Below are 17,505 nucleotides of genomic sequence, written 5' to 3'. Positions count from 1 at the left end.
CACCTTCACGCAGAGATTGGTAGGTATCGCCAGTTGCACGATACGCTTCGGCCGCAAAATACTTGAAAAGATGCCCGGCGCGATGGGCTTCTGCCTTGGCCTCGGACAGAGTTTTGCCCTCTTCGCGGGCCAGCATATCGCCCAGCTCGTCCACCCGGGAGAGAATTTCCGACCCGATCCCGTCCAGCGCTTCGAACCGTATCAGAGGCGATGTTGCGCGCCATTTTTTTAATGCGGCAGCCGCGCACTCGATCGCCTCGGCGGTCTGGTCGGCACTGGCTTGTGCATATTCACCAATCGTATCATTCAGGTCAGATGGGTTGGTATTGACGGTGACGCCGCTGGCAGAGGCCCATGTTCCGGCGATATAGTTGGGAAAGGGATCTACAGTCATAGCAATTCCTCAAGAACTGGTCGCCACCCGATATCTTCATGCCGGTGGTCGACCGTGTTGACGTAGAAAAACGTTGGGCCATGGTATCCCCGGCATACACGTCCGTCGGCGCGGCTGGCGACAGGTTCGGCCGTCCAGCTGACCGCACCGAACCAGTTCCACAAACGGTTATGGCCCGACTTCAAGTGATCCGGCCCGAGTGGAGCAACATGATCGGCGGCCGTGGGCTTGGGCGCTCCTGTCGGCGCAAACCTCGCGCAATCGCAGCGCCGAATTTCATGACCCATCGCCGGATCGTTGCATGCGAATATTCAGTTCCGCGTTCCATCAGCACATCTTCAACTTCACGAAAGCTCAGATTGAAACGGCAATAGAGCCAGACTGCATGGGCGATGATTTCTGGCAGAAACCGGTGACGTTTGTCGCTGATAGATATTGTCCTCATCATAGCTGGCTACTTGCAAATCCTGCTGACAGCGACTTGCGGCTGTTTATGTGACAACACCGATGCTTGTTGCCCCTGGGTCAGAGCCTAGGTCGAATGAACTTCTGAACGACCGTAGCGGCAAGCCACTGGGTGATCTCTGTCGGATCTAGGTTGGGGGCCACCTCCGCAATGTCGAAGGCCCCGATGTTTCGAGTGGCGAGCATCTCTACCGCCTCCAGCAGATCGGGTGGTCGAATGCCGTGGAAGTTCGGCGTACCGGTGCCTGGGGCCCAGGCGGAGTCTACACAATCTATGTCGACGGTGAGGTAGACCGTGTCGCAGCCCTTGCTGGCATGCTCCCAGGCCTCTTCCACAACGTCGCGCATCCCTCGGCGCTCTACGTCTGCTATTGAGTAGCCGTGGGCGCCGTTATCTCGGATCCAGTTCCACTGCTCTTCACGAATGGAGTGACCGGTGCCGATCCACACCATGTTGCTGGGGTCCACCATGGGCAACTCTGAGACACGCCGCGCATTGGTGGCGTTGTTCAGCTTTCCCATGATCGGGTTGCTGTCCCACAAATCCAGGTGGGCATCAAACTGGATATAGCCGATCTTGGCCTTGGGGTTGCGCGCCACGACGGCATCGCTGAAGCCCTGAAAGGCTGGATAGGAAATGAAGTGGTCGCCACCCAAAATCACCGGGAAGGCGTCTCTCTTCACCACATCCTTCACGGCCAATCGGATGGACTCTCCGGTCTTCACCACGTCCGTAGGATAAATGGGGATGTCCCCCAGATCCGCCAGCCGACCGGTCTGCGGGTTGTAGTGAGTGACGTTGCCGGTAACCGGATCCAGGGCCGGACCACTGACGCTGGAGTCTGCGTACTTCCATATGTGAAGCGACGCTTCTCGGATGCCACGGGGGCCGTAGCGGGCGCCGGCCCGTCCCGTGCGGGTGTAGTCCGTTGGCACCCCCATGACCGCCGTCATTCCAGGGGAGAGCTGATCCACCGGCATGATGGGAGCTCTCATGAAGGTAGGAATCCCGGCGAATTGAAGCATTGGCTGTTCACTCTGCATGATCTCCACCTCTTTCTTTTTGTGATAAGCTATGAAAACCCGCTTTAGGGCTTGATCGGTGCTCGCTTTTTTTTTGGGACGCAGCAGTTGCCCATCGATTTAACTTGCCCATACATGTCATCTATGCTGTTGCCATACTAAAGTTCGCTCTTGAGAAAGAATTACCGAACCGGTTTTGCTTTCGTTAAAACCCAGGTATCTGCTTGGGGAAGTAATCTTCACACGTCCCGTCTCGATACACATCCGCTGTCGCACAATGCAAACCTCCCCCAAATGGACCGACATCCCGAAATGGGACTGGAACCACTTCAAATCCAAGCTTATCAAGTTGCTCGATTTGAGCGGTCTCGCTTGCTTCAACACAAACAGTCTTTGGGTCGATCACGAGAAGATTCATCGCGAGAGAGTTGCCCCCTCCCGAAAAAGCCTTTCCTCTTTCATGTGCAGGTTTCGCACATTCAACAATTTCCCATCCATTCTTTCGAAAAAACTCGTGTAGTTCTTCACCTAGAGGAGGACGGGTATAATTTTGAAGGACCAAGCCGGGACGGAGAGGAACAAAAGTCGAGTCGATGTGGAAAGGGTATTCTTGATCAAAAGCCACAATGTGAGTTCTATGGTCAGGGAAGTGGCGCTTTATCCACTCAATGCCGGCGTTATTGGTAAGTGTTGAATGATGAATAAAAAGATCTTTTCCAAAGCGCCCAACATCTGCAGCATCGAACACTGGCTCTACTTCGGTGAGAGCCCAGTCTCTTTTTCTAGCGCGCTCAAGTTTTTGCTCAGAGCTCAGGCTTCTCCATTCTTTCCAGAAACCTTCTTTGTAAGTGCGATCCGTCAATCGCGGCTTGGGACACGCATTCCATTTCATGTTCGGATCATCGTTAAAATACTGATTTAATATTTCACGATAACAAATATATTCAAAGAAACGGGCCCGCCTGGACATCGTTGCTTCCAGTATTTCATTTCCAACGGTCATCAGCACATCACGAGGAGCCATACAAGCTCTCTGGTTTTTTTGCACCCAATCAGGGGTCTGAACTTGCTGGCTGAAATCAATTGGCGTTGGACGATCAACAATAATACCGCGTTTTTCAAGAATTTTGGCAAAGTTATCAAGTAACTCTTTGGCCTTTTCTTCTGCCTCCTCTGGATGACGCCCATACATCCCCAATGGCAAACCATCCTTCCTATAATCTGGTTGGTAAGCCGGTTCCGGTGCCTGAATGTTGCAATTATCGGCACGCCCGACAACAACACGCTTCAACGGATCCCATTCATTCCAGGAATTGACTATTTTTTTGTCATTCGCGTCCATTAGTACCTCTATGGCTAGATTGTTAAACAACTGCTCGCTTATTCGCTAAGCGCGTCGTCGGGATTTACTTCTCATCAGTTAGCAGGTGGCAGGCGATCCGGTGTCCGGAAGCCGATTCCACAACAGGCGGGGTAATTTCCTCGCATATTTTCCCTATTTTTCTAGGGCATCTGGGATGGAATCGGCAACCCCTGGAGGTTTCGGCCATGGCCAAAACGTCACCTTTCAACCGAATTCTGGTGGTCTCTGCAGTCTTGTCATCGAAACGAGGAACGGCGGATAACAATGCCTCAGTGTAGGGATGGAATGGGGGGCGAAGCACTTCCTCGACCACTCCTTCTTCGCAAATAATTCCCCGATACATAACTGCAATACGGTTTGAAAGATGGGCAACTACCGATAGATCGTGGGAAATAAACAGATAGGATAAATTTAGCTTTTCTTTTAAATCTTGCAAAAGGTTAATAATTGCTGCCTGTACTGAAACGTCGAGCGCTGAAATAGCCTCATCACACACGATAAACTTTGGCGAAGTGGCAAGGGCGCGGGCTATGCCCACCCTCTGTTTTTCTCCGCCACTTAGCTGATGGGGGTATCGCTCTGCATAGGCCGGAGGCAAACGAACCATTTCAAGCAATTCGCTAACACGACGATCCAACTCCGCATTATGGGATAGCCCGAAAAGAACCATCGGTCGTTTAATAATTTGACCAACAGTCTTGCGTGGATTGAGCGATGAATCAGGGTTTTGGAATATTATCTGAGCAGACTGTCTAAAGTGTTTTAGCTTTCTTTCAGGCTCTCGACTAATTTCTTTTCCTTCTGCAAATATCTCGCCCGATGTCGTTTCAATCAAGCGGACCATACAACGCGCCAAAGTTGATTTCCCACAACCACTTTCTCCTACAAGTCCAATTACTTCGCCGGGAGCAATGGCTAGGGATATACCGTCTACGGCCTTGACGTGCGGCGATCTTTGCAGGTCGCGGAAGACATGTAGTTTACTTAATTTGGCAACAAGTTCTGACAGGATGCCTTCGGAGGAAAAGGTTTTTGTGAGGTTAGAAGCTTCAATGAAGCCCTTTTCGCTTGGCTGGAATGATGCTTTTTGTTTTTGAGGAACATCCCCGTGGTCGGAAGGGAGATCCGTCCAGCGGAGGTTGGCCTCTTTTTGCGCCTTCCAGCAGCGTACAGTCCTGCCATCATCCATAGTGGCAAGGTGCTGAATCTCGGATGCACATTTGCTCTCCTTGAACGGGCATCGAGGTTGAAATACACAGTTGGCCGGAAGAGCAGTCATGTCTGGCAAACCGCCCGGGATTGGCGTTAGGCGGTTATTCGTTGCCTCAGACCCGAGACTCGCCAAGGATGCTATCAACCCTTTGGTATAAGGATGTCTTGGCTGTGAGAAAACTTCGCTGCTTTTGCCGTACTCTAGAACTCTGCCTGCATAAAGAATGCAGACTCTCTCACACAGACGATTGATGACAGCTAAGTTGTGACTGACAAAAAGGACACCTAACTGTCGCGTTCTGCAAAGTTCATCCAACAGGTCTAATATTTGAGCCTCGATAGTCACATCGAGGGCAGTAGTAGGTTCATCGAGTATGAGAATATCGGGGTCACACGAAAGCGCTGTAGCGATTAATACTCTCTGCTGCATTCCACCACTAAGTTGATGAGGGTAGGCCTTGATGATTTCGCGCGGACGGTTGATACCGACGCTGGCCAGAAGATCGACAGCTTTTTCAAGGGCCTCGGATTTACTCATTCCTTTATGAAATATGAGTGGTTCCGCAACTTGAGCGCCAATTGTAAGCGAAGGGTTGAGGGCAGTGAACGGATCCTGAAAAACGATGCTGATCTTGTTCCCTCTGATGGATCGTTGCTCCTCAGGAGAAAGCTCCCTCAAATCGGCGCCCGCATACATCAAAGAGCCCTTCTTGATGGTTGCTTCAGGCCCTAAGAGGCCTAAAATCGCTCGGGCCACGGTGCTTTTTCCAGAACCGGATTCTCCGGCAAGCCCAAGGCACTCTCCCTTTTTTATTTCAAAGGAAACATCATCCAAGGCAACCAATGATCCGTAACTGGTGTCATAGGCGAGAGACAATTGGTTCACTTCAAGAATATTATTTGGGTCGGTCATGAGCGTCCCCTCCCTCTAAGTCGCGGATCAAATAACTCCCTTAGACCATCGCCAAACAGGTTCACTCCTATGACTGTGAAAGACATGGCCAGTCCCGGAGCAATCGCAATCCACGGTGCAGCATCAAGAAACGGTCTGGCTTCACTTATCATCAAGCCCCAGTCTGATCGGGGCGGTTGCCCCCCGAATCCCAGGAAACTCAGAGTGCCTGCCAAGAGGATCGCCAAGGTGACACGAATGCTTGCTTGGACAATTATGATGGGATACGCGTTGGGTAGTATTTCGAATATCAAAATATATACAACTTTTTCGCCTCGGGCACGGGCGGCCTGAATGAATTCCTCCTGCATCAGATCCAAAGTCACGCTCCGGGTCACCCTAACCATGACAGGAACCCAAACCAGGCCAATTGCTCCAGCGGCCTTCCAAATACTCGGTGGCGTGACAGCGAAAATGAGCATGGCGAGAATGATTGGCGGGAATGACATGATCAAATCCATTGTCCGCATGACAATTTCATCGATGCGTCCCTTATTATAGCCTGCTGCAAGGCCGATCGGCACTCCTATCAAGAGGCTCAGACCGGTGGCTAGAATTCCCATTGTCAGCGAGGGTAGAGCTCCAATCAATACTCTGCTGAATATGTCGCGTCCAAATTCATCAGTCCCAAACCAGAACTCCGCGCTTGGTGGTTGAAGTAGAGATTCCACATGCATTTGGTCATAGGGGTATGGTGCAAGAAGTGGTGCAAGAAAGGATAGAAAAACCACGATGCCTGCAATCATCCCACCAACGATCAAGTTTGCAGGTAAACGCCGGCGTTTTGGCCTTACCTTTGTTTGATCTTTATTAAGCAATTGTTCGGCCATACCTAATCCTCGGGTTGAGATAAGCATAAAGAAGATCGGCGGACAGATTAGACAATGAGTAGATCGCTGTGATGATAAGGATGCCTGCCTGGATCAAAGGAAGATCACGGTGTTCAATGGCGAAAAGCAGCATTCTACCCATCCCTGGATAGGCAAAAACCGTTTCAACTACGACGATGCCGCCGAAAAGCCAGCCCACCCCGACTGCCAGGACGGTTATCGTTGGGAGTAGGGCGTTTCTAAGCGCGTGGCGAAAAAGAACGACTCTTTCTGGTAGCCCTTTTGCCCGAGCCGCAGTGACATAGTTGGTCCCAAGCTCTTCCAGCATACTGGATCTTGTCATGCGTGAAATATTGGCGAGAAGAGTTAACGTCAGGGTCGCCACTGGGGCAATAAGGTGTGAGAGCCAGGTTCCAAAGCCTTCACTTAGCGGTACATAACCAGTGGCTGGAATCCAGCCGAGGTATCGAGCGAAAAATAGAATTATCAGGATGCCCCAAAAAAATTCCGGCACCGAAATACCGAGATAACTGAAGAAAGAAATTCCATAATCTGGTGCCCGATTGTGCTTGACCGCGGCAATTACGCCCAGAGTAATTCCAATAGAGGCTACACAGAATAACGACATGAATGCCAAGATGGCGGATCGTTGGAGACTTAACGAAATTAGTGGGGCAACTGGGCGCTCCATAACCAGTGAATCTCCCAAATCGCCCGTCAGTAAAGCAGAGACCCAGCGCCAATATTGGAGTGGTAAGGGGTCATTCAGTCTTAGTTTTTCTTCGATTGCCTGAATTTGATCCACTGTCGCAAATTCACCGAGGATCATCCGAGCCACATTGCCGGGAAGGGCCTGGGTGATGGCAAAGATCAATACTGACATTACTGCCAAAATGCAGAATATATAAACGATCCGTTTCAGAATATAGACTAGCATAGAGAGCCCCGGATTTGGGGCTGCTACACATTGCAATCAATGCATAGCAACCATTTGGCTTCAACTTGAGCAGCGCTCAATTACTTGAAGAACTATTTCGTAACTTTTCTGAGATCGAGCCACATCATTGGATGGGAGTGCAGTCCTTTGATGTCTTTTTGATATGCATCGATGTGGTTCAGGTTGTACGATATTATGCTAGGTGGATCCTTAACCACAATCTCTTGAATATCCATATAGATCTTCTTGCGATCATCCATAGAGAGAGTCTCCCGAGCCAGATCAAGAAGTTCGTCAACTCTGGAGTCTTTGTAGTGCCAAAGTCCGTTGTTCCAAGATCCGTTACTGTGGTACCAGGGGTAAAGCATTGTATCGGGTGTGCTACGCGCACTGAACCCACTGGTGTAGAACGTGGCCTTACCCTCAGCCTCTGAAACAAACTTGTCCCACGTGACGCGTTTAATCTGGACATCAATGCCCAATGGCTTCAGCATCTCACGCGCAGCGACTCCAAGCCGTACTCGGGTTGGCTTGTTCCCAGGTACAAACATTTCAATCTCAAAGCCGTTTGGATATCCAGCCTCGGCCAAAAGCTTCTTGGCTTTATCAATATCCGTTTTGAATCCAATACTGCTATTGAAAAACGGGTGACTGGGTGGAATTGGAGTGTGCGTAGTTGTCCCCTTACCAAACAGAACAATCTTGGCGAGTTGCTCTTTATCGATGGTCAGATGAATGGCTTGCCGTACCTTTAAGTTATCAAAGGGCGGATTGTTGTTGTTCATAATAATTGCGTCCCAAGTGGACGTGGGAACCGACTCAACAACAACATTTGGATTTTCTTTCAGCAGATCCGCAGCCTCCACCGGCGCCCTCCAAAGTACGTCAACTTCTCCGCTTTCGAGAGCAGCAACCCTTACACTGCTTTCGGGAAGGATGCGCATCGTAACGCCATCCAAATGAGGAGCACCCTCAAAATAGTCAGCGTTCTTAACCAATTCTAATTGATCCCCTGGAGTATATGACTTGAATTTGAAGGGACCGGTGCCGATTGGTGCTGTGGTCAATGTGTCAATACGATCACTAGGGACAATTCCTGCGCGTCGGTGGGCCAAAATCTCCGGAAAGTCAGCGTATGGGGAATTCAATTTGAATTGAATCCTGTACTTATCCAAGACTTGGATTTCATCTACTACCAGGAAGTCGACCCTGGCCTTGGACCCTGTTTCCTTAACAAGTATACGCTCGATGGTTGCGGCCACATCTTCCGCATTGAGTTCTCGGCCATGGTGAAACTTGACCCCCTTGCGTAGGTAAAACGTCCAGATCTTAAGATCGTCACTACTTTCCCAGCGCTCTGCCAAATCAGGTTTAGTGATGAGGTCGCTGTCAATCATAGTCAGCCCGTTAAAAACCATGAATCCATAAATGCTTTCCTCAGCAAGTTTTGCCTTGGCGGGATCCAGGTTGTTAAGGTTGGTTCCAACAGCGACCGTTAGCACTCCACCAGCCTGCACGGTAAACGGCATGGCCAAAAAAAGTGACAGCAAAACTGCGAACCTAAGAACACATTTCCTTACCAAGATCATACTTTTCATCGTCTCCTCCTGTTTTATGTTTTTGTTGCTTTGGGTCACTTTCCCTGGATCACCTTCCCAACCGTGTCGTACCCAATATTCATAGGCCTGATCGATCGGGCACACTGATTTCGGTGTGTCAGTGCTCCTGCTTCACAGCCGAATAGGCAACCAACTCTTGTAGCTATTCTGTAGCCAGTTGCGCTATCTAGCATCTTGCCTTCAGCTAGTGAAACAACTCGCACTGTTTGTCAAGCCATTTATTTGGCAACCCATCCGCCGCTCTTGTCCAATTTGCTCTTAGATTTGCAGAGCTGAATGTGGAAAAAGCTATTAATTCCAATGAAGCGTTATTGAAAAAGAAGGCGTTGCCACAAAAACCGCAAGTCGCTGTCAGCAGGATTTGCAAGTAGCCAGCTATGATGGGGACAATATCGTTCAGCGACAAATTTCATCGGTTTCTGTCAGAAATCATCGCCCATGTGATCTGCCACCTTTGACGTTTCAATCTGAACTTTCGGGAAGTTGAAGAGGCGCCTATGGAACGCGAAAACACTTCATCACTGACAAGCTGTTCTGATATGGTACCGCCAGGTGCGAGATCACTCTGGGTGTTGAAACCTGATCACACAAAGGGTCGCAACAATGGGGCCGAATACGGCCACCTGCCATTCCGAAAGCAAGAAAGAGAGGCGTAAGGGATATCGGTCGCCGGAAAATTTGCAGCGGTTCGCATCGATCCACTCCTCGATCCGAAATTGCCGCTCTGTTCCAGCCCGCCGTCGCTCGGTACTAACAATTGGATATCACCGCCTGGAAGCATTTGACGCTTGAAATAGAGCGGCTGGACCTACTTAATAGCCGAAGTTTGACCTCTTTCAACCAACCTGGATTAATGTGACAATACTATGAAAACACCGATACGCCAGGCCGATCGCCACGTGGAGGCTGTGCTAGCCGCCCTTGATGTACTGGAATGTTTTTTGGCCAAGCCGGGCCTCAGCACCAATGAAATCATGCAGGCCACCGGATTCACCCGCAACCGGGTGATGCGCCTGACGGGAACGCTCACGCACAGAGGCTGCTTGATGGCTGACCCCGCAACCGGGGCCTTCAGTATCGGCCCAAAGATATTTGCACTCGGAAAAGTCTTCGAACGCAACCGCCTCATTCTTTCCATGGTCAGGCCCGTTTTGAGGGACATTACCCTGAAAACCGGGGAGTCCGCCACGTTTCATGTCAGGGAAGGCAGCGAGCGCGTCGTCCTGGCGCGTGAGGAAGGCACGCATGCCATCCGCCATGCCACTTCAGAGGGGCAACGTAAGGATTTGCATACCGGAGCTGCCGGCAAAGTCATTCTGGCGTATTCACCCGAAGAGGTCGTCGAAACCGTTCTGGCAAAGACCGGTTTGCCCAAGCGCACGGCAACGACGATCACCGACAAAAATAGGCTGCTAAAGGAATTGGAAATAGTTAGAAACCAGGGGAAGGCCATCAGCAAAGGCGAGAGTGAGTCCGATGTCTTTGCCATGGCAGCCCCCGTGTTGGACAATGGGCAAGAACTGGTAGGAGCGCTTTCCATTTCCGGGCCTAGTAGCCGCTTCACTCGTCAAATCCGCAAATCCTGCGAAGAGGTTTTGCTGGCTGACGCCATGAAACTTTCCCGGCAACTAGGATGGAGGCAACCGGGGCGATAGGATGTTCAGGCTGCGTCATGACAACAATCAAGAAAGAGAGACTGGAGATGACTGTCCAAAAAATCTCCCGCTTGAAGGTATCGTGGTGCTGGAGATAGGTCGAAATCAAGAATTTCTCTGGCGTGACGGGTCTGAAGGCGTTTATCGTCGAGGATCAAATGGTCGCCGTTATTGTCAAGACCGAGAACAATGGCGGGGGAACGACTTCACCCGCAGACTGGCCGACGAAGCCTTTCGTGCTGCGATGATGGAGTACGACAGCCGGTCGGAGGATGAGGTGAAGCAGATCCCAATGGTCTGGTCGGGCGCCGAATTGGACTGTGCCCGGATCGTTCTGCTCGGCAATTGCGACGGAGCCGGCGGGCGCTACCGCAGTCACGTGGCTTGGCCGGAACGTCCAATTTCGGCAGGCCGGTTTGACCCCTAGGCAGTAGTCTCTTCTCAGTCTTCGAAATAGTCGAAATAGCCGGCTCGGGTTGCCGTTCCGATCAGGTTGAGGATCAACCGCCCGGCGGTGATGCTGGTGATGTTATTCACGTCCAGCTTGGGCATGATCTCGACGATATCCATGCCGACCACCCGGCCCTTGGCGACGAGGCCGTGGATCAACTTGCAGGTCTGGTTATAGGTGACGCCGCCTGGTGCCGGCGCCCCCACTGCTGGCATGACGGCGGGGTCAAGGCCATCGGCGTCGATGGTGAGGTAGTAGTTGCCGTTGGCTGGTATGCGCTCCAGCACCGCCTGCATGCCCCTGTCATGAAGTTCGGAGGCGGTTATGAGGTGGCAGCCGTGCTTGAGCGCGGCGTCGACTTCCTCGGCCCGGGCGCTACCCTGGCAGCGCAGGCCGATTTGGAAGATCTCCTCAATATGGCCCATTTCCGAGGCGCGGCGGATTGTACTGGAATAACCTTCGCGTGCGCCGTGCAATTCGTCCCGCCAATCGAGATGGGCGTCGAGATGCACCAGGGTAATGGGCCCGCGGCCCTCGAAGGCCCGAAGCACGGGAATCGGCACGCCGTGATCACCGCCGATGGTAACCGGCATGGCACCGGCCGCGAGAATCCTGCGCACCGCCGCCTCGGCCCGGCGATAATGGCCGTCCAGGTCGCGCGCCTCGCCCGACACGTCGCCGCAATCGACCATTTTCACGGGACGGCCATCGAGAACCGTGCCGCCCAGGTCATAATCCCAACGTTCCCATCCTTTGCCGGCCCGGCCAGAAGCCTGACGCACGGCTGTGGGCGCATTGGTCTGGTCGTTGGTCACCTCGTCGATCGAATAGGGATCGCCGTAGGGAACGCCCAGGATCGCGACATGCGCACCCTCGGCCTCTAGGGCGTCGAGGTCGAGGGCGAGCGGAATGTCGAGAAAGCTCTTGAAATTCTGGCGCGGGGCGACGGTTAACGGCACGGTCATTGAAGGATCTCCTTGGTCAGTGCGTGAGCGGACTGGAACGCCCGCCATTGTGACAGTTGAATAGGCAGGCAGACAGTCCATATGGCTATTGAATAGCCTATCTCGCTACATAGCATCCCAATTTCGGCAACCTAAACAGCCTAAACTGCTTGTCAAGCTATTATTTGGTAACCGATCCGCTGCTCTTATTCAGATCGCACTCGATTTTTTGGTAGGTTTGCGGAGCGAATGTGGGAGTGGCAACTAGATCCGATGAAGCGTATTCAAAAAGATGATTGCATGAGGATGGATATCACACTCGCTTTGGTATCTTGCACAGTTAAGCAAATTTATTTCTGATCTGATTCAATTAGGCGGAATAATTCAGTGTTCAGGTCCTTCAATTGGAATTGGAATTTGCTTGGGTCTCGAAGGCTGAGACACTTTCGGTAGATTCCACAAAGTCCGGTTTGCTAGGTCGTTCCGGCCATTTCTGCAAATTGCAGCATCGGTGAGTTTGGGCTCTCCCGTTGAATTTGCTGCATGCGGCATGAATGGCAGCTGTCGACATTGCGTCGCAATTGAGTAGACCCACAGGGGACGATCGAATGTGACAGATTGCAGTGTCACATATGGGATGCGCTGCACTATATGTGACACTTTTTCAGCCGGATGGACTCTAAAGTTACAGGCCAACGCGACGTGTTCATGTCATGTTCTTCATAACGCCCAAATATGCAGCTTCGGGGCGGTTGGGCCCATTTGGGACCTGCTCTTGCCCGATTGCGATGATGGCATAGGACTGTCTGCTACGATTGTCCATCGCTTGAAACGCCAGGAACCTGCGGCAATGGACCGAAGGACCTGATGCCGGGGCATTCGGGCCGGGAGGTGCGGGTCATGCCAGATCGGTTTTGGCGAAGTCATCGCCCTTGTAGATGAGCCCGAGACGGTAGGCTTTAGCGCAGGCGTAAGCAAAACAGTCCCCGAAATTCAGGTCTGCGGGGTGGCCAACGGACTTGCCATATTCCGCTGCCGTCCGGATCGCGGCGTCTCCGATGCTGCTGGTGATATGAATGTCGCGCACGGAAAGCTCCTTGAGAAACTCCGCGACGATCGCCGCGCATTCGGTCAGCAGATCCGGTGACGGCGCCTTGTGCTGTCCTGACCGGGACCGGGCGAAGGCAACGCTGGCCTCGTAGCGCGCCAGCGGAGAGGTGTAGAGCTGGCCGGTCACGTCGTCTATGCGCCGCACCAGGTCCTCATAACCCGGCTCCTGCCGCAGGATGCCAACAATGGCTGAGGCGTCGATGAACATCACATTCCGCCCCACATGTCGTCGGTGTATTTCTTCATGTCAAAGTCCGGGTCCGGCTCGCCAAGCGCATCGGCCCGCTTGAGGATTGGCTGGATGCGTTCAAGCAGGGTTTTCTTGTTCTTCTCGGCGGCAAGCCGGGCTTGCAAAGCGGCACGGACGGCCTCAGTCTTGTTTTTGGCGCCGGTGGCCTTCATGACCTGTTTTGCCAGTTCGTCTACGGCATCGTCGCGAATATAGAGCGGCATCGTGTATATCCTCCTGCTTGATATATGTATATCCCAAGTGGGATATTCAAGCAATGCGGCTGCGCATATTCAGGACGCTTCCCTTGGTTCGAACAGGGCACCTTCGTTCCCTGCCAGTTTTTTTTGTAGAAGGCGCGTGATCTGTGAAACCAGCCGCCCGGATCGGACGGCTGATCGGCGTTGTCATGTTCACTCAGCGGCAACGGCCATCTCGTCGTCGCCGGGATCGCCTTCCGCGTCCGGTGCGATGTGGTCATTGTCCTGCGCCGGCAAGGCCATGAGCTCCGGCGCCCAGCTGGTGACGGATGTCCGCTGCTCGTCGGTCAGTGTGGCAAAGGGCTCCGCAAAGAGCTTGGTCATGTATTCGACCAGCTTCGATTTCTTGCCATCCTCGTAGACCTTGGCCTCGTTGCGCAGTCCCACGTCCCGGAGCACCTTGAGCAGATCCGGCTTGATCAGGCGTTTGAGGAAGCTCTCATCCGGGGTCCACACATCGCGGATGTTCGGCAGAGCTTCACGCTCGACAACCTCACGCACCGGATTGTTCAGACCTGGTGCTGTCCGGGGTTCCAGCGTGTGCGCCACTGCAAAGGCCAGGAGTGCCCTTCTGGCGTCATCAGACAGGCCTCGGAAGGCGTTGAAGGCCCCTGCCCCGTCCAGTTCCAGCCAATCGAGCTCCAGACCCTCCTGCAGCGCGCCGTAGACATCTTCGATCTGTTTCAGGCTGCCCTCCGGCTCAAGCGGCCCGTAATTGGCCCGGGAGGCCGAGATCGTCGACGCAGTGCGAACATACCCGGACTTCAGGACGGATGTGATCAGGGTGAAATCCGCATAGTCCCGTGCCAGCGCGGGTGATTGCGCCAGCGCCACGCCGATGGCCCGGGTGCGGACATGGGCCATGTCATCGCGGAGCTTGGCGGAGATCTTCGGACCTGTGTCTTCCGGGGCGGCATCGGCCGGATCCTCGGTCCGGGCCCCCTGCCCTGCCGGTTCATCCTCCTGATCCGGCATATGCTCCGGGCGGACAAAGCCGATCCGGTAATCCACATGGGACGTGTCCCAGATGGCTATCACGCCGGCAATGGCCTTGTCACCTTCGCTATAGGCATTGGTGAGAGCCTCGTATTCCTGGTTCAGTGCTTCGTGTTCATCGTCGAGCCGGTCCAGGTCTTCAGCCGATGTGGCTTCGTGGCTCTCCTCTTCGATCTTGTCCATCTTCTCGATCAGCGCTTCGGCGCGGGCCTGGTCCTCTTCGTCGAGATCGACGGGTTGGGGATAGACGCGCCCGTAGTCGCTCAGCTCACCCCAATCGATGGACGTGTGGGCCTCTGCCCAGGCAAAGCCCAACTCCGCACGCTTTTGCTCTGCGAGATCGTCAAGCTTCTGCGCAAGCAGCTCGTCAATGAGCGCACCGTCCGACAGGATGCTGTCTTCTTCGATGAGATCGGCAACGATGTCCCCGCCGGCAGCGATGTATTCCTCCTTGATGAACTGGCCGAGCGCGTGGCCGACCCGGACGAACCGGGTCCGGAACGCGCTGCGCACCCGCCATTCCTGGATGTGGCCGAACTCTTCCATCTGGCCCTTGAAGGTCGCCAGCTGCACTTCGGGATCCGGGTGGCCATCGAATGCCTTGAGCGCCTCGAGGTTCAGCTTGCCGGCCCGGTATGCGGCGCGGATCTCCGGATGGATGTTGCCCAGCCGGAGCGCCTCTTTCACCTGGCGGTCGGTGATGGCAAAGGCGCGGGCGATGGTTGCGACATCGGCACCGTCCTTGTCCTGCATCGCGGCAAAAGCCTCATACCGTTCCAGCGCACTCATCGGCAGCTGCAGGTTGCCGGAGAAACTGACAGAGACAACGGCACCCTCTTCCGCGCTCATTTCCCGGCACGGCACCTTCATCGCCCTGGTGAATCCCTTGGCAGTTTTGTCGCCTGCAAGCAGGGTCAGCGCGGCCCGGCGCCGGCCGCCATCGACGACGCCGTATTTGCCATCCTCCAGGCGGCGCACGATCAGCGGCTGGAGAAGGCCCCGCACGGCAATATTAGCCGCCAGCGGTCGGATATTACCCTCGTCATGCGCTTCTTCACTTTTGGCCCGGACGTTGTCGGGATGGATCACCAATTTGTTGAGAGGGACAAAGGTTTCTGTGTAGGTTGAGTTGGCCATCGATCGGCTCCTTTTGATCGGTTTCTCGATCCCCTTCCCGGGATCAAAAAATCAAAAGGTTCCCTTTTCCTTTCAGGCCGCGCCGTCGGTTGGAGGTCTGCCCGCCGGCGCCGCCCTGGCCGTCCCCGTCCGACCCTCCTGAGATGGACAGGCATTGCATATGTTCTATCTTTGTTCTTATAACGGCAAAATGCCGATCTATGTCCGTAACCTCATCGAAGACAATGCCGTCGTGTTCTTGTCCTGCCAGAATTGCGGGCGCCTGGTTCGGCTGGAAGGACCAAAACAATTGGCCAGGCTCGGACCACAGCGGCGCCTGCGACACGTGCAGGACAGGCTTTCCTGCAGCAAATGCGGTGTCTGGGGTGACATGGTTTTCAAGCTGATCACCGAAGGCCGGCAGCGGGAAAAGATGGCCCTGGGGCTAGATCTTCACAATGACTGGCCCTGCCCTTTGACTTTTACTGTCGCCTCGATGGGGATCTTTTTCGGATTTTTAGCGGGCGTTGTTTTTGCCTAGACGATCGGTTTGCGCGCCCTCATTCGTCCATGGTCTCTTGCGTAAAGCCCTCAACAAATTGGCTGTTGGGCATTCGTGGGCGCATCAGCAGATTGTCAATGCGTTTCGGCCTGAGAAAAGATGAACGGAGCATTAACGAGGCGTTCCATTTGCGTTCACCTGGTTGCTTACAAGCTGGCTTTTAGTCGCTGTGGCGCGACCTCTGGTTGGTTTGTGGTGGTCCTACCAGAGCACCCGAGGGGGAACATTGGTGGAGTGCGCTGCAGCGGCGCCGTACCTTGGTCTAGCTGGCTGGGAATGGATGGTGCCCATCTTCAGAGTTTGAAGCGGATCTTGTGAAACTGCATAAAAGACACCTGGTGGCCAACGTCTTCGAGTGCCAGGTCACAGAGATGCAAGTCCGCATCGTCATACTGACTGACTACTCTACTCTTGGCACATCCTTCGCTGAGCCCTTAGGATAGGCCTGTCAGGGTAAGGGAATGCGTCCCCAGCCCGCTTTTTTGCAGCGCCGCACCGCTAATCTACGTACGACGCGACCCAAACCTTTTGTTTTTTTCGAAGAACGTTGGAGCAGTCATGGTCATTTTTTTCACACGTCATGCCGAAAAGGCCGACATCGGTACAAACCCTCCAATTTCCAACGCAGGTCGGGCGCGGGCCAAGGTCCTGGCTCATATCTTGACCGACACCAAACTCGAGGCAGTGTATGTTACGCAATTCCTGCGCACGCAGATGACGGGTGAAACCATTGCGGAGGCGCTCGACCTGGTCGACCCTGTTCATTACGACGCCGGGAACCCCGCTGAGGTGATTACCAAGGCGCGGAATGAGTTTCCCGATGGCAGCGTGCTGATCATCGGGCATTCAAACACATTGGATGACATCGCAAATGAACTTGGCATCCCGTCGGTGCCGGAATTGGAGGAACACCAGTTCGATCGCTTGTTTGCGATTCACATCCACGAACATACACCGCATCTGCAACGTCTGCGCTATGGCACACCCACGCCTTGATCAAAGAGGATGACAGGGGCCCGTGCGGCATCAAAGATTTTCGGGGCTATCCTGATATTGGAACCCGGATCGCGCGCTTGTAGAGAATGTCTTTTTCGACGGGCCGCGCCACAGCATCCCAAACTCGTATCGGGTGCCCACATTAGGCCTGTGGCGGGATTGAACATTTCAAATCGCGCCGGAGTTCAAGCTATCGATGCGCCAGCCCACGCACAGAATCTGTGTAAAAACATGACCTTCGTAAAAAGTTTGGCTGCCTGCGGATTTGAACACCAGCGTTGCTGAAGGTTCGTGTAACTGTGCTGCCCGCCGTATCGTGACGCTTCGTCTCTGCCGCACCATTGCTTGGCTAAAACGCGTTTGCGCAACATTAACCAAAGGTGAACGACGC

16 protein-coding genes and 1 pseudogene are annotated in these 17,505 nt (G+C 53.6%); 4 read left to right on the top strand and 13 right to left on the bottom strand.

Translation table 11 applies throughout. From position 1 onward, the window contains the following. The 8 genes and pseudogenes from GOX53_RS26905 to GOX53_RS26870 form a co-directional block, all read right to left on the bottom strand. Positions 1 to 394, bottom strand: a 394-nt coding sequence (locus GOX53_RS26905; RefSeq protein WP_171181898.1) for an aldehyde dehydrogenase family protein, incomplete at its 3' end; no start/stop codon positions are given. 226 nt (positions 395 to 620) lie between these two features. Continuing rightward, positions 621 to 839 (bottom strand): annotated as a pseudogene (locus GOX53_RS30410) (IS6 family transposase); the annotation flags it as partial. Positions 840 to 919: 80 nt separating this feature from the next. After that, a complete protein-coding gene (locus GOX53_RS26895) occupies positions 920 to 1,903 on the bottom strand; it encodes an agmatinase family protein (protein ID WP_171181895.1) in 984 nt (327 codons plus the stop codon). 184 nt (positions 1,904 to 2,087) lie between these two features. Further along, positions 2,088 to 3,224 carry an arginine deiminase family protein gene (locus GOX53_RS26890; protein WP_171181894.1) on the bottom strand — a complete coding sequence of 379 codons (1,137 nt, stop codon included), beginning with the start codon at positions 3,222 to 3,224 and terminating at the stop codon, positions 2,088 to 2,090. Positions 3,225 to 3,288: 64 nt separating this feature from the next. Beyond that, complete coding sequence (locus GOX53_RS26885; RefSeq protein ID WP_171181892.1) at positions 3,289 to 5,370, bottom strand: ABC transporter ATP-binding protein; 2,082 nt, start codon at positions 5,368 to 5,370, stop codon at positions 3,289 to 3,291. Continuing rightward, complete coding sequence (locus tag GOX53_RS26880) at positions 5,367 to 6,239, bottom strand: ABC transporter permease (protein ID WP_171181890.1); 873 nt, start codon at positions 6,237 to 6,239, stop codon at positions 5,367 to 5,369. The genes GOX53_RS26885 and GOX53_RS26880 overlap by 4 nt, the downstream gene beginning before the upstream one ends. Then, entirely contained in the window at positions 6,220 to 7,176 is a 957-nt protein-coding gene (locus GOX53_RS26875) for an ABC transporter permease (RefSeq protein ID WP_171181888.1), read from the bottom strand. Before GOX53_RS26875 ends, GOX53_RS26880 begins: the two co-directional genes overlap by 20 nt. Positions 7,177 to 7,268: 92 nt before the next feature. Next, the gene (locus tag GOX53_RS26870; protein ID WP_171181887.1) at positions 7,269 to 8,774 is read right to left on the bottom strand and encodes an ABC transporter substrate-binding protein; all 1,506 of its coding nucleotides are present in this window, start codon (positions 8,772 to 8,774) and stop codon (positions 7,269 to 7,271) included. 887 nt (positions 8,775 to 9,661) lie between these two features. On the opposite strand from GOX53_RS26870, the gene GOX53_RS26865 reads away from it, so the two are divergent. After that, positions 9,662 to 10,450 (top strand): IclR family transcriptional regulator, encoded by a 789-nt coding sequence (locus GOX53_RS26865; RefSeq protein ID WP_171181885.1) that lies wholly within the window; start codon positions 9,662 to 9,664, stop codon positions 10,448 to 10,450. Between the two features lies 1 nt (position 10,451). After that, complete coding sequence (locus GOX53_RS26860) at positions 10,452 to 10,877, top strand: hypothetical protein (RefSeq protein ID WP_171181883.1); 426 nt, start codon at positions 10,452 to 10,454, stop codon at positions 10,875 to 10,877. A gap of 14 nt (positions 10,878 to 10,891) precedes the next feature. Here the strand turns inward: GOX53_RS26860 and GOX53_RS26855 are convergent, their stop codons facing one another. From GOX53_RS26855 to GOX53_RS26840, 4 genes are all read right to left on the bottom strand, one after another. Continuing rightward, positions 10,892 to 11,866 (bottom strand): agmatinase, encoded by a 975-nt coding sequence (locus GOX53_RS26855; RefSeq protein ID WP_171181881.1) that lies wholly within the window; start codon positions 11,864 to 11,866, stop codon positions 10,892 to 10,894. A gap of 877 nt (positions 11,867 to 12,743) precedes the next feature. Continuing rightward, on the bottom strand, positions 12,744 to 13,163 hold the full coding sequence (locus GOX53_RS26850) for a type II toxin-antitoxin system VapC family toxin (protein ID WP_171181879.1): 420 nt from the start codon (positions 13,161 to 13,163) through the stop codon (positions 12,744 to 12,746). Then, positions 13,163 to 13,408 (bottom strand): type II toxin-antitoxin system VapB family antitoxin, encoded by a 246-nt coding sequence (locus tag GOX53_RS26845; RefSeq protein ID WP_171181877.1) that lies wholly within the window; start codon positions 13,406 to 13,408, stop codon positions 13,163 to 13,165. Before GOX53_RS26845 ends, GOX53_RS26850 begins: the two co-directional genes overlap by 1 nt. Before the next feature lie 189 nt (positions 13,409 to 13,597). Beyond that, complete coding sequence (locus GOX53_RS26840; RefSeq protein ID WP_171181875.1) at positions 13,598 to 15,577, bottom strand: ParB/RepB/Spo0J family partition protein; 1,980 nt, start codon at positions 15,575 to 15,577, stop codon at positions 13,598 to 13,600. A gap of 154 nt (positions 15,578 to 15,731) precedes the next feature. Here GOX53_RS26840 and GOX53_RS26835 point away from each other — a divergent pair, with 154 nt between their 5' ends. Together GOX53_RS26835 and GOX53_RS26830 are read left to right on the top strand one after the other, a co-directional pair. Further along, complete coding sequence (locus GOX53_RS26835; RefSeq protein ID WP_171181873.1) at positions 15,732 to 16,097, top strand: hypothetical protein; 366 nt, start codon at positions 15,732 to 15,734, stop codon at positions 16,095 to 16,097. A gap of 579 nt (positions 16,098 to 16,676) precedes the next feature. Next, a complete protein-coding gene (locus GOX53_RS26830) occupies positions 16,677 to 17,114 on the top strand; it encodes a histidine phosphatase family protein (protein WP_171181871.1) in 438 nt (145 codons plus the stop codon). A 168-nt stretch (positions 17,115 to 17,282) separates the two neighbouring features. Here GOX53_RS26830 and GOX53_RS29635 read toward each other — a convergent pair. Next, positions 17,283 to 17,505, bottom strand: a 223-nt coding sequence (locus GOX53_RS29635) for a hypothetical protein (RefSeq protein WP_217351959.1), incomplete at its 5' end; no start/stop codon positions are given.

This window comes from Ruegeria sp. HKCCD8929 (assembly GCF_013031405.1).
GTDB lineage: Bacteria > Pseudomonadota > Alphaproteobacteria > Rhodobacterales > Rhodobacteraceae > Ruegeria.
This window is presented reverse-complemented; position numbering and strand designations above follow the sequence as displayed.

What these genes read in the sequence shown, in the direction of transcription:
- GOX53_RS26895 (WP_171181895.1), bottom strand. Translation starts at nt 1,903, where the DNA reads ATGCAGAGTGAACAGCCAATGCTTCAATTCGCCGGGATTCCTACCTTC.
- GOX53_RS26890 (WP_171181894.1), bottom strand. Translation starts at nt 3,224, where the DNA reads ATGGACGCGAATGACAAAAAAATAGTCAATTCCTGGAATGAATGGGAT.
- GOX53_RS26885 (WP_171181892.1), bottom strand. Translation starts at nt 5,370, where the DNA reads ATGACCGACCCAAATAATATTCTTGAAGTGAACCAATTGTCTCTCGCC.
- GOX53_RS26880 (WP_171181890.1), bottom strand. Translation starts at nt 6,239, where the DNA reads ATGGCCGAACAATTGCTTAATAAAGATCAAACAAAGGTAAGGCCAAAA.
- GOX53_RS26875 (WP_171181888.1), bottom strand. Translation starts at nt 7,176, where the DNA reads ATGCTAGTCTATATTCTGAAACGGATCGTTTATATATTCTGCATTTTG.
- GOX53_RS26870 (WP_171181887.1), bottom strand. Translation starts at nt 8,774, where the DNA reads ATGAAAAGTATGATCTTGGTAAGGAAATGTGTTCTTAGGTTCGCAGTT.
- GOX53_RS26865 (WP_171181885.1), top strand. Translation starts at nt 9,662, where the DNA reads ATGAAAACACCGATACGCCAGGCCGATCGCCACGTGGAGGCTGTGCTA.
- GOX53_RS26860 (WP_171181883.1), top strand. Translation starts at nt 10,452, where the DNA reads ATGTTCAGGCTGCGTCATGACAACAATCAAGAAAGAGAGACTGGAGAT.
- GOX53_RS26855 (WP_171181881.1), bottom strand. Translation starts at nt 11,866, where the DNA reads ATGACCGTGCCGTTAACCGTCGCCCCGCGCCAGAATTTCAAGAGCTTT.
- GOX53_RS26850 (WP_171181879.1), bottom strand. Translation starts at nt 13,163, where the DNA reads ATGTTCATCGACGCCTCAGCCATTGTTGGCATCCTGCGGCAGGAGCCG.
- GOX53_RS26845 (WP_171181877.1), bottom strand. Translation starts at nt 13,408, where the DNA reads ATGCCGCTCTATATTCGCGACGATGCCGTAGACGAACTGGCAAAACAG.
- GOX53_RS26840 (WP_171181875.1), bottom strand. Translation starts at nt 15,577, where the DNA reads ATGGCCAACTCAACCTACACAGAAACCTTTGTCCCTCTCAACAAATTG.
- GOX53_RS26830 (WP_171181871.1), top strand. Translation starts at nt 16,677, where the DNA reads ATGGTCATTTTTTTCACACGTCATGCCGAAAAGGCCGACATCGGTACA.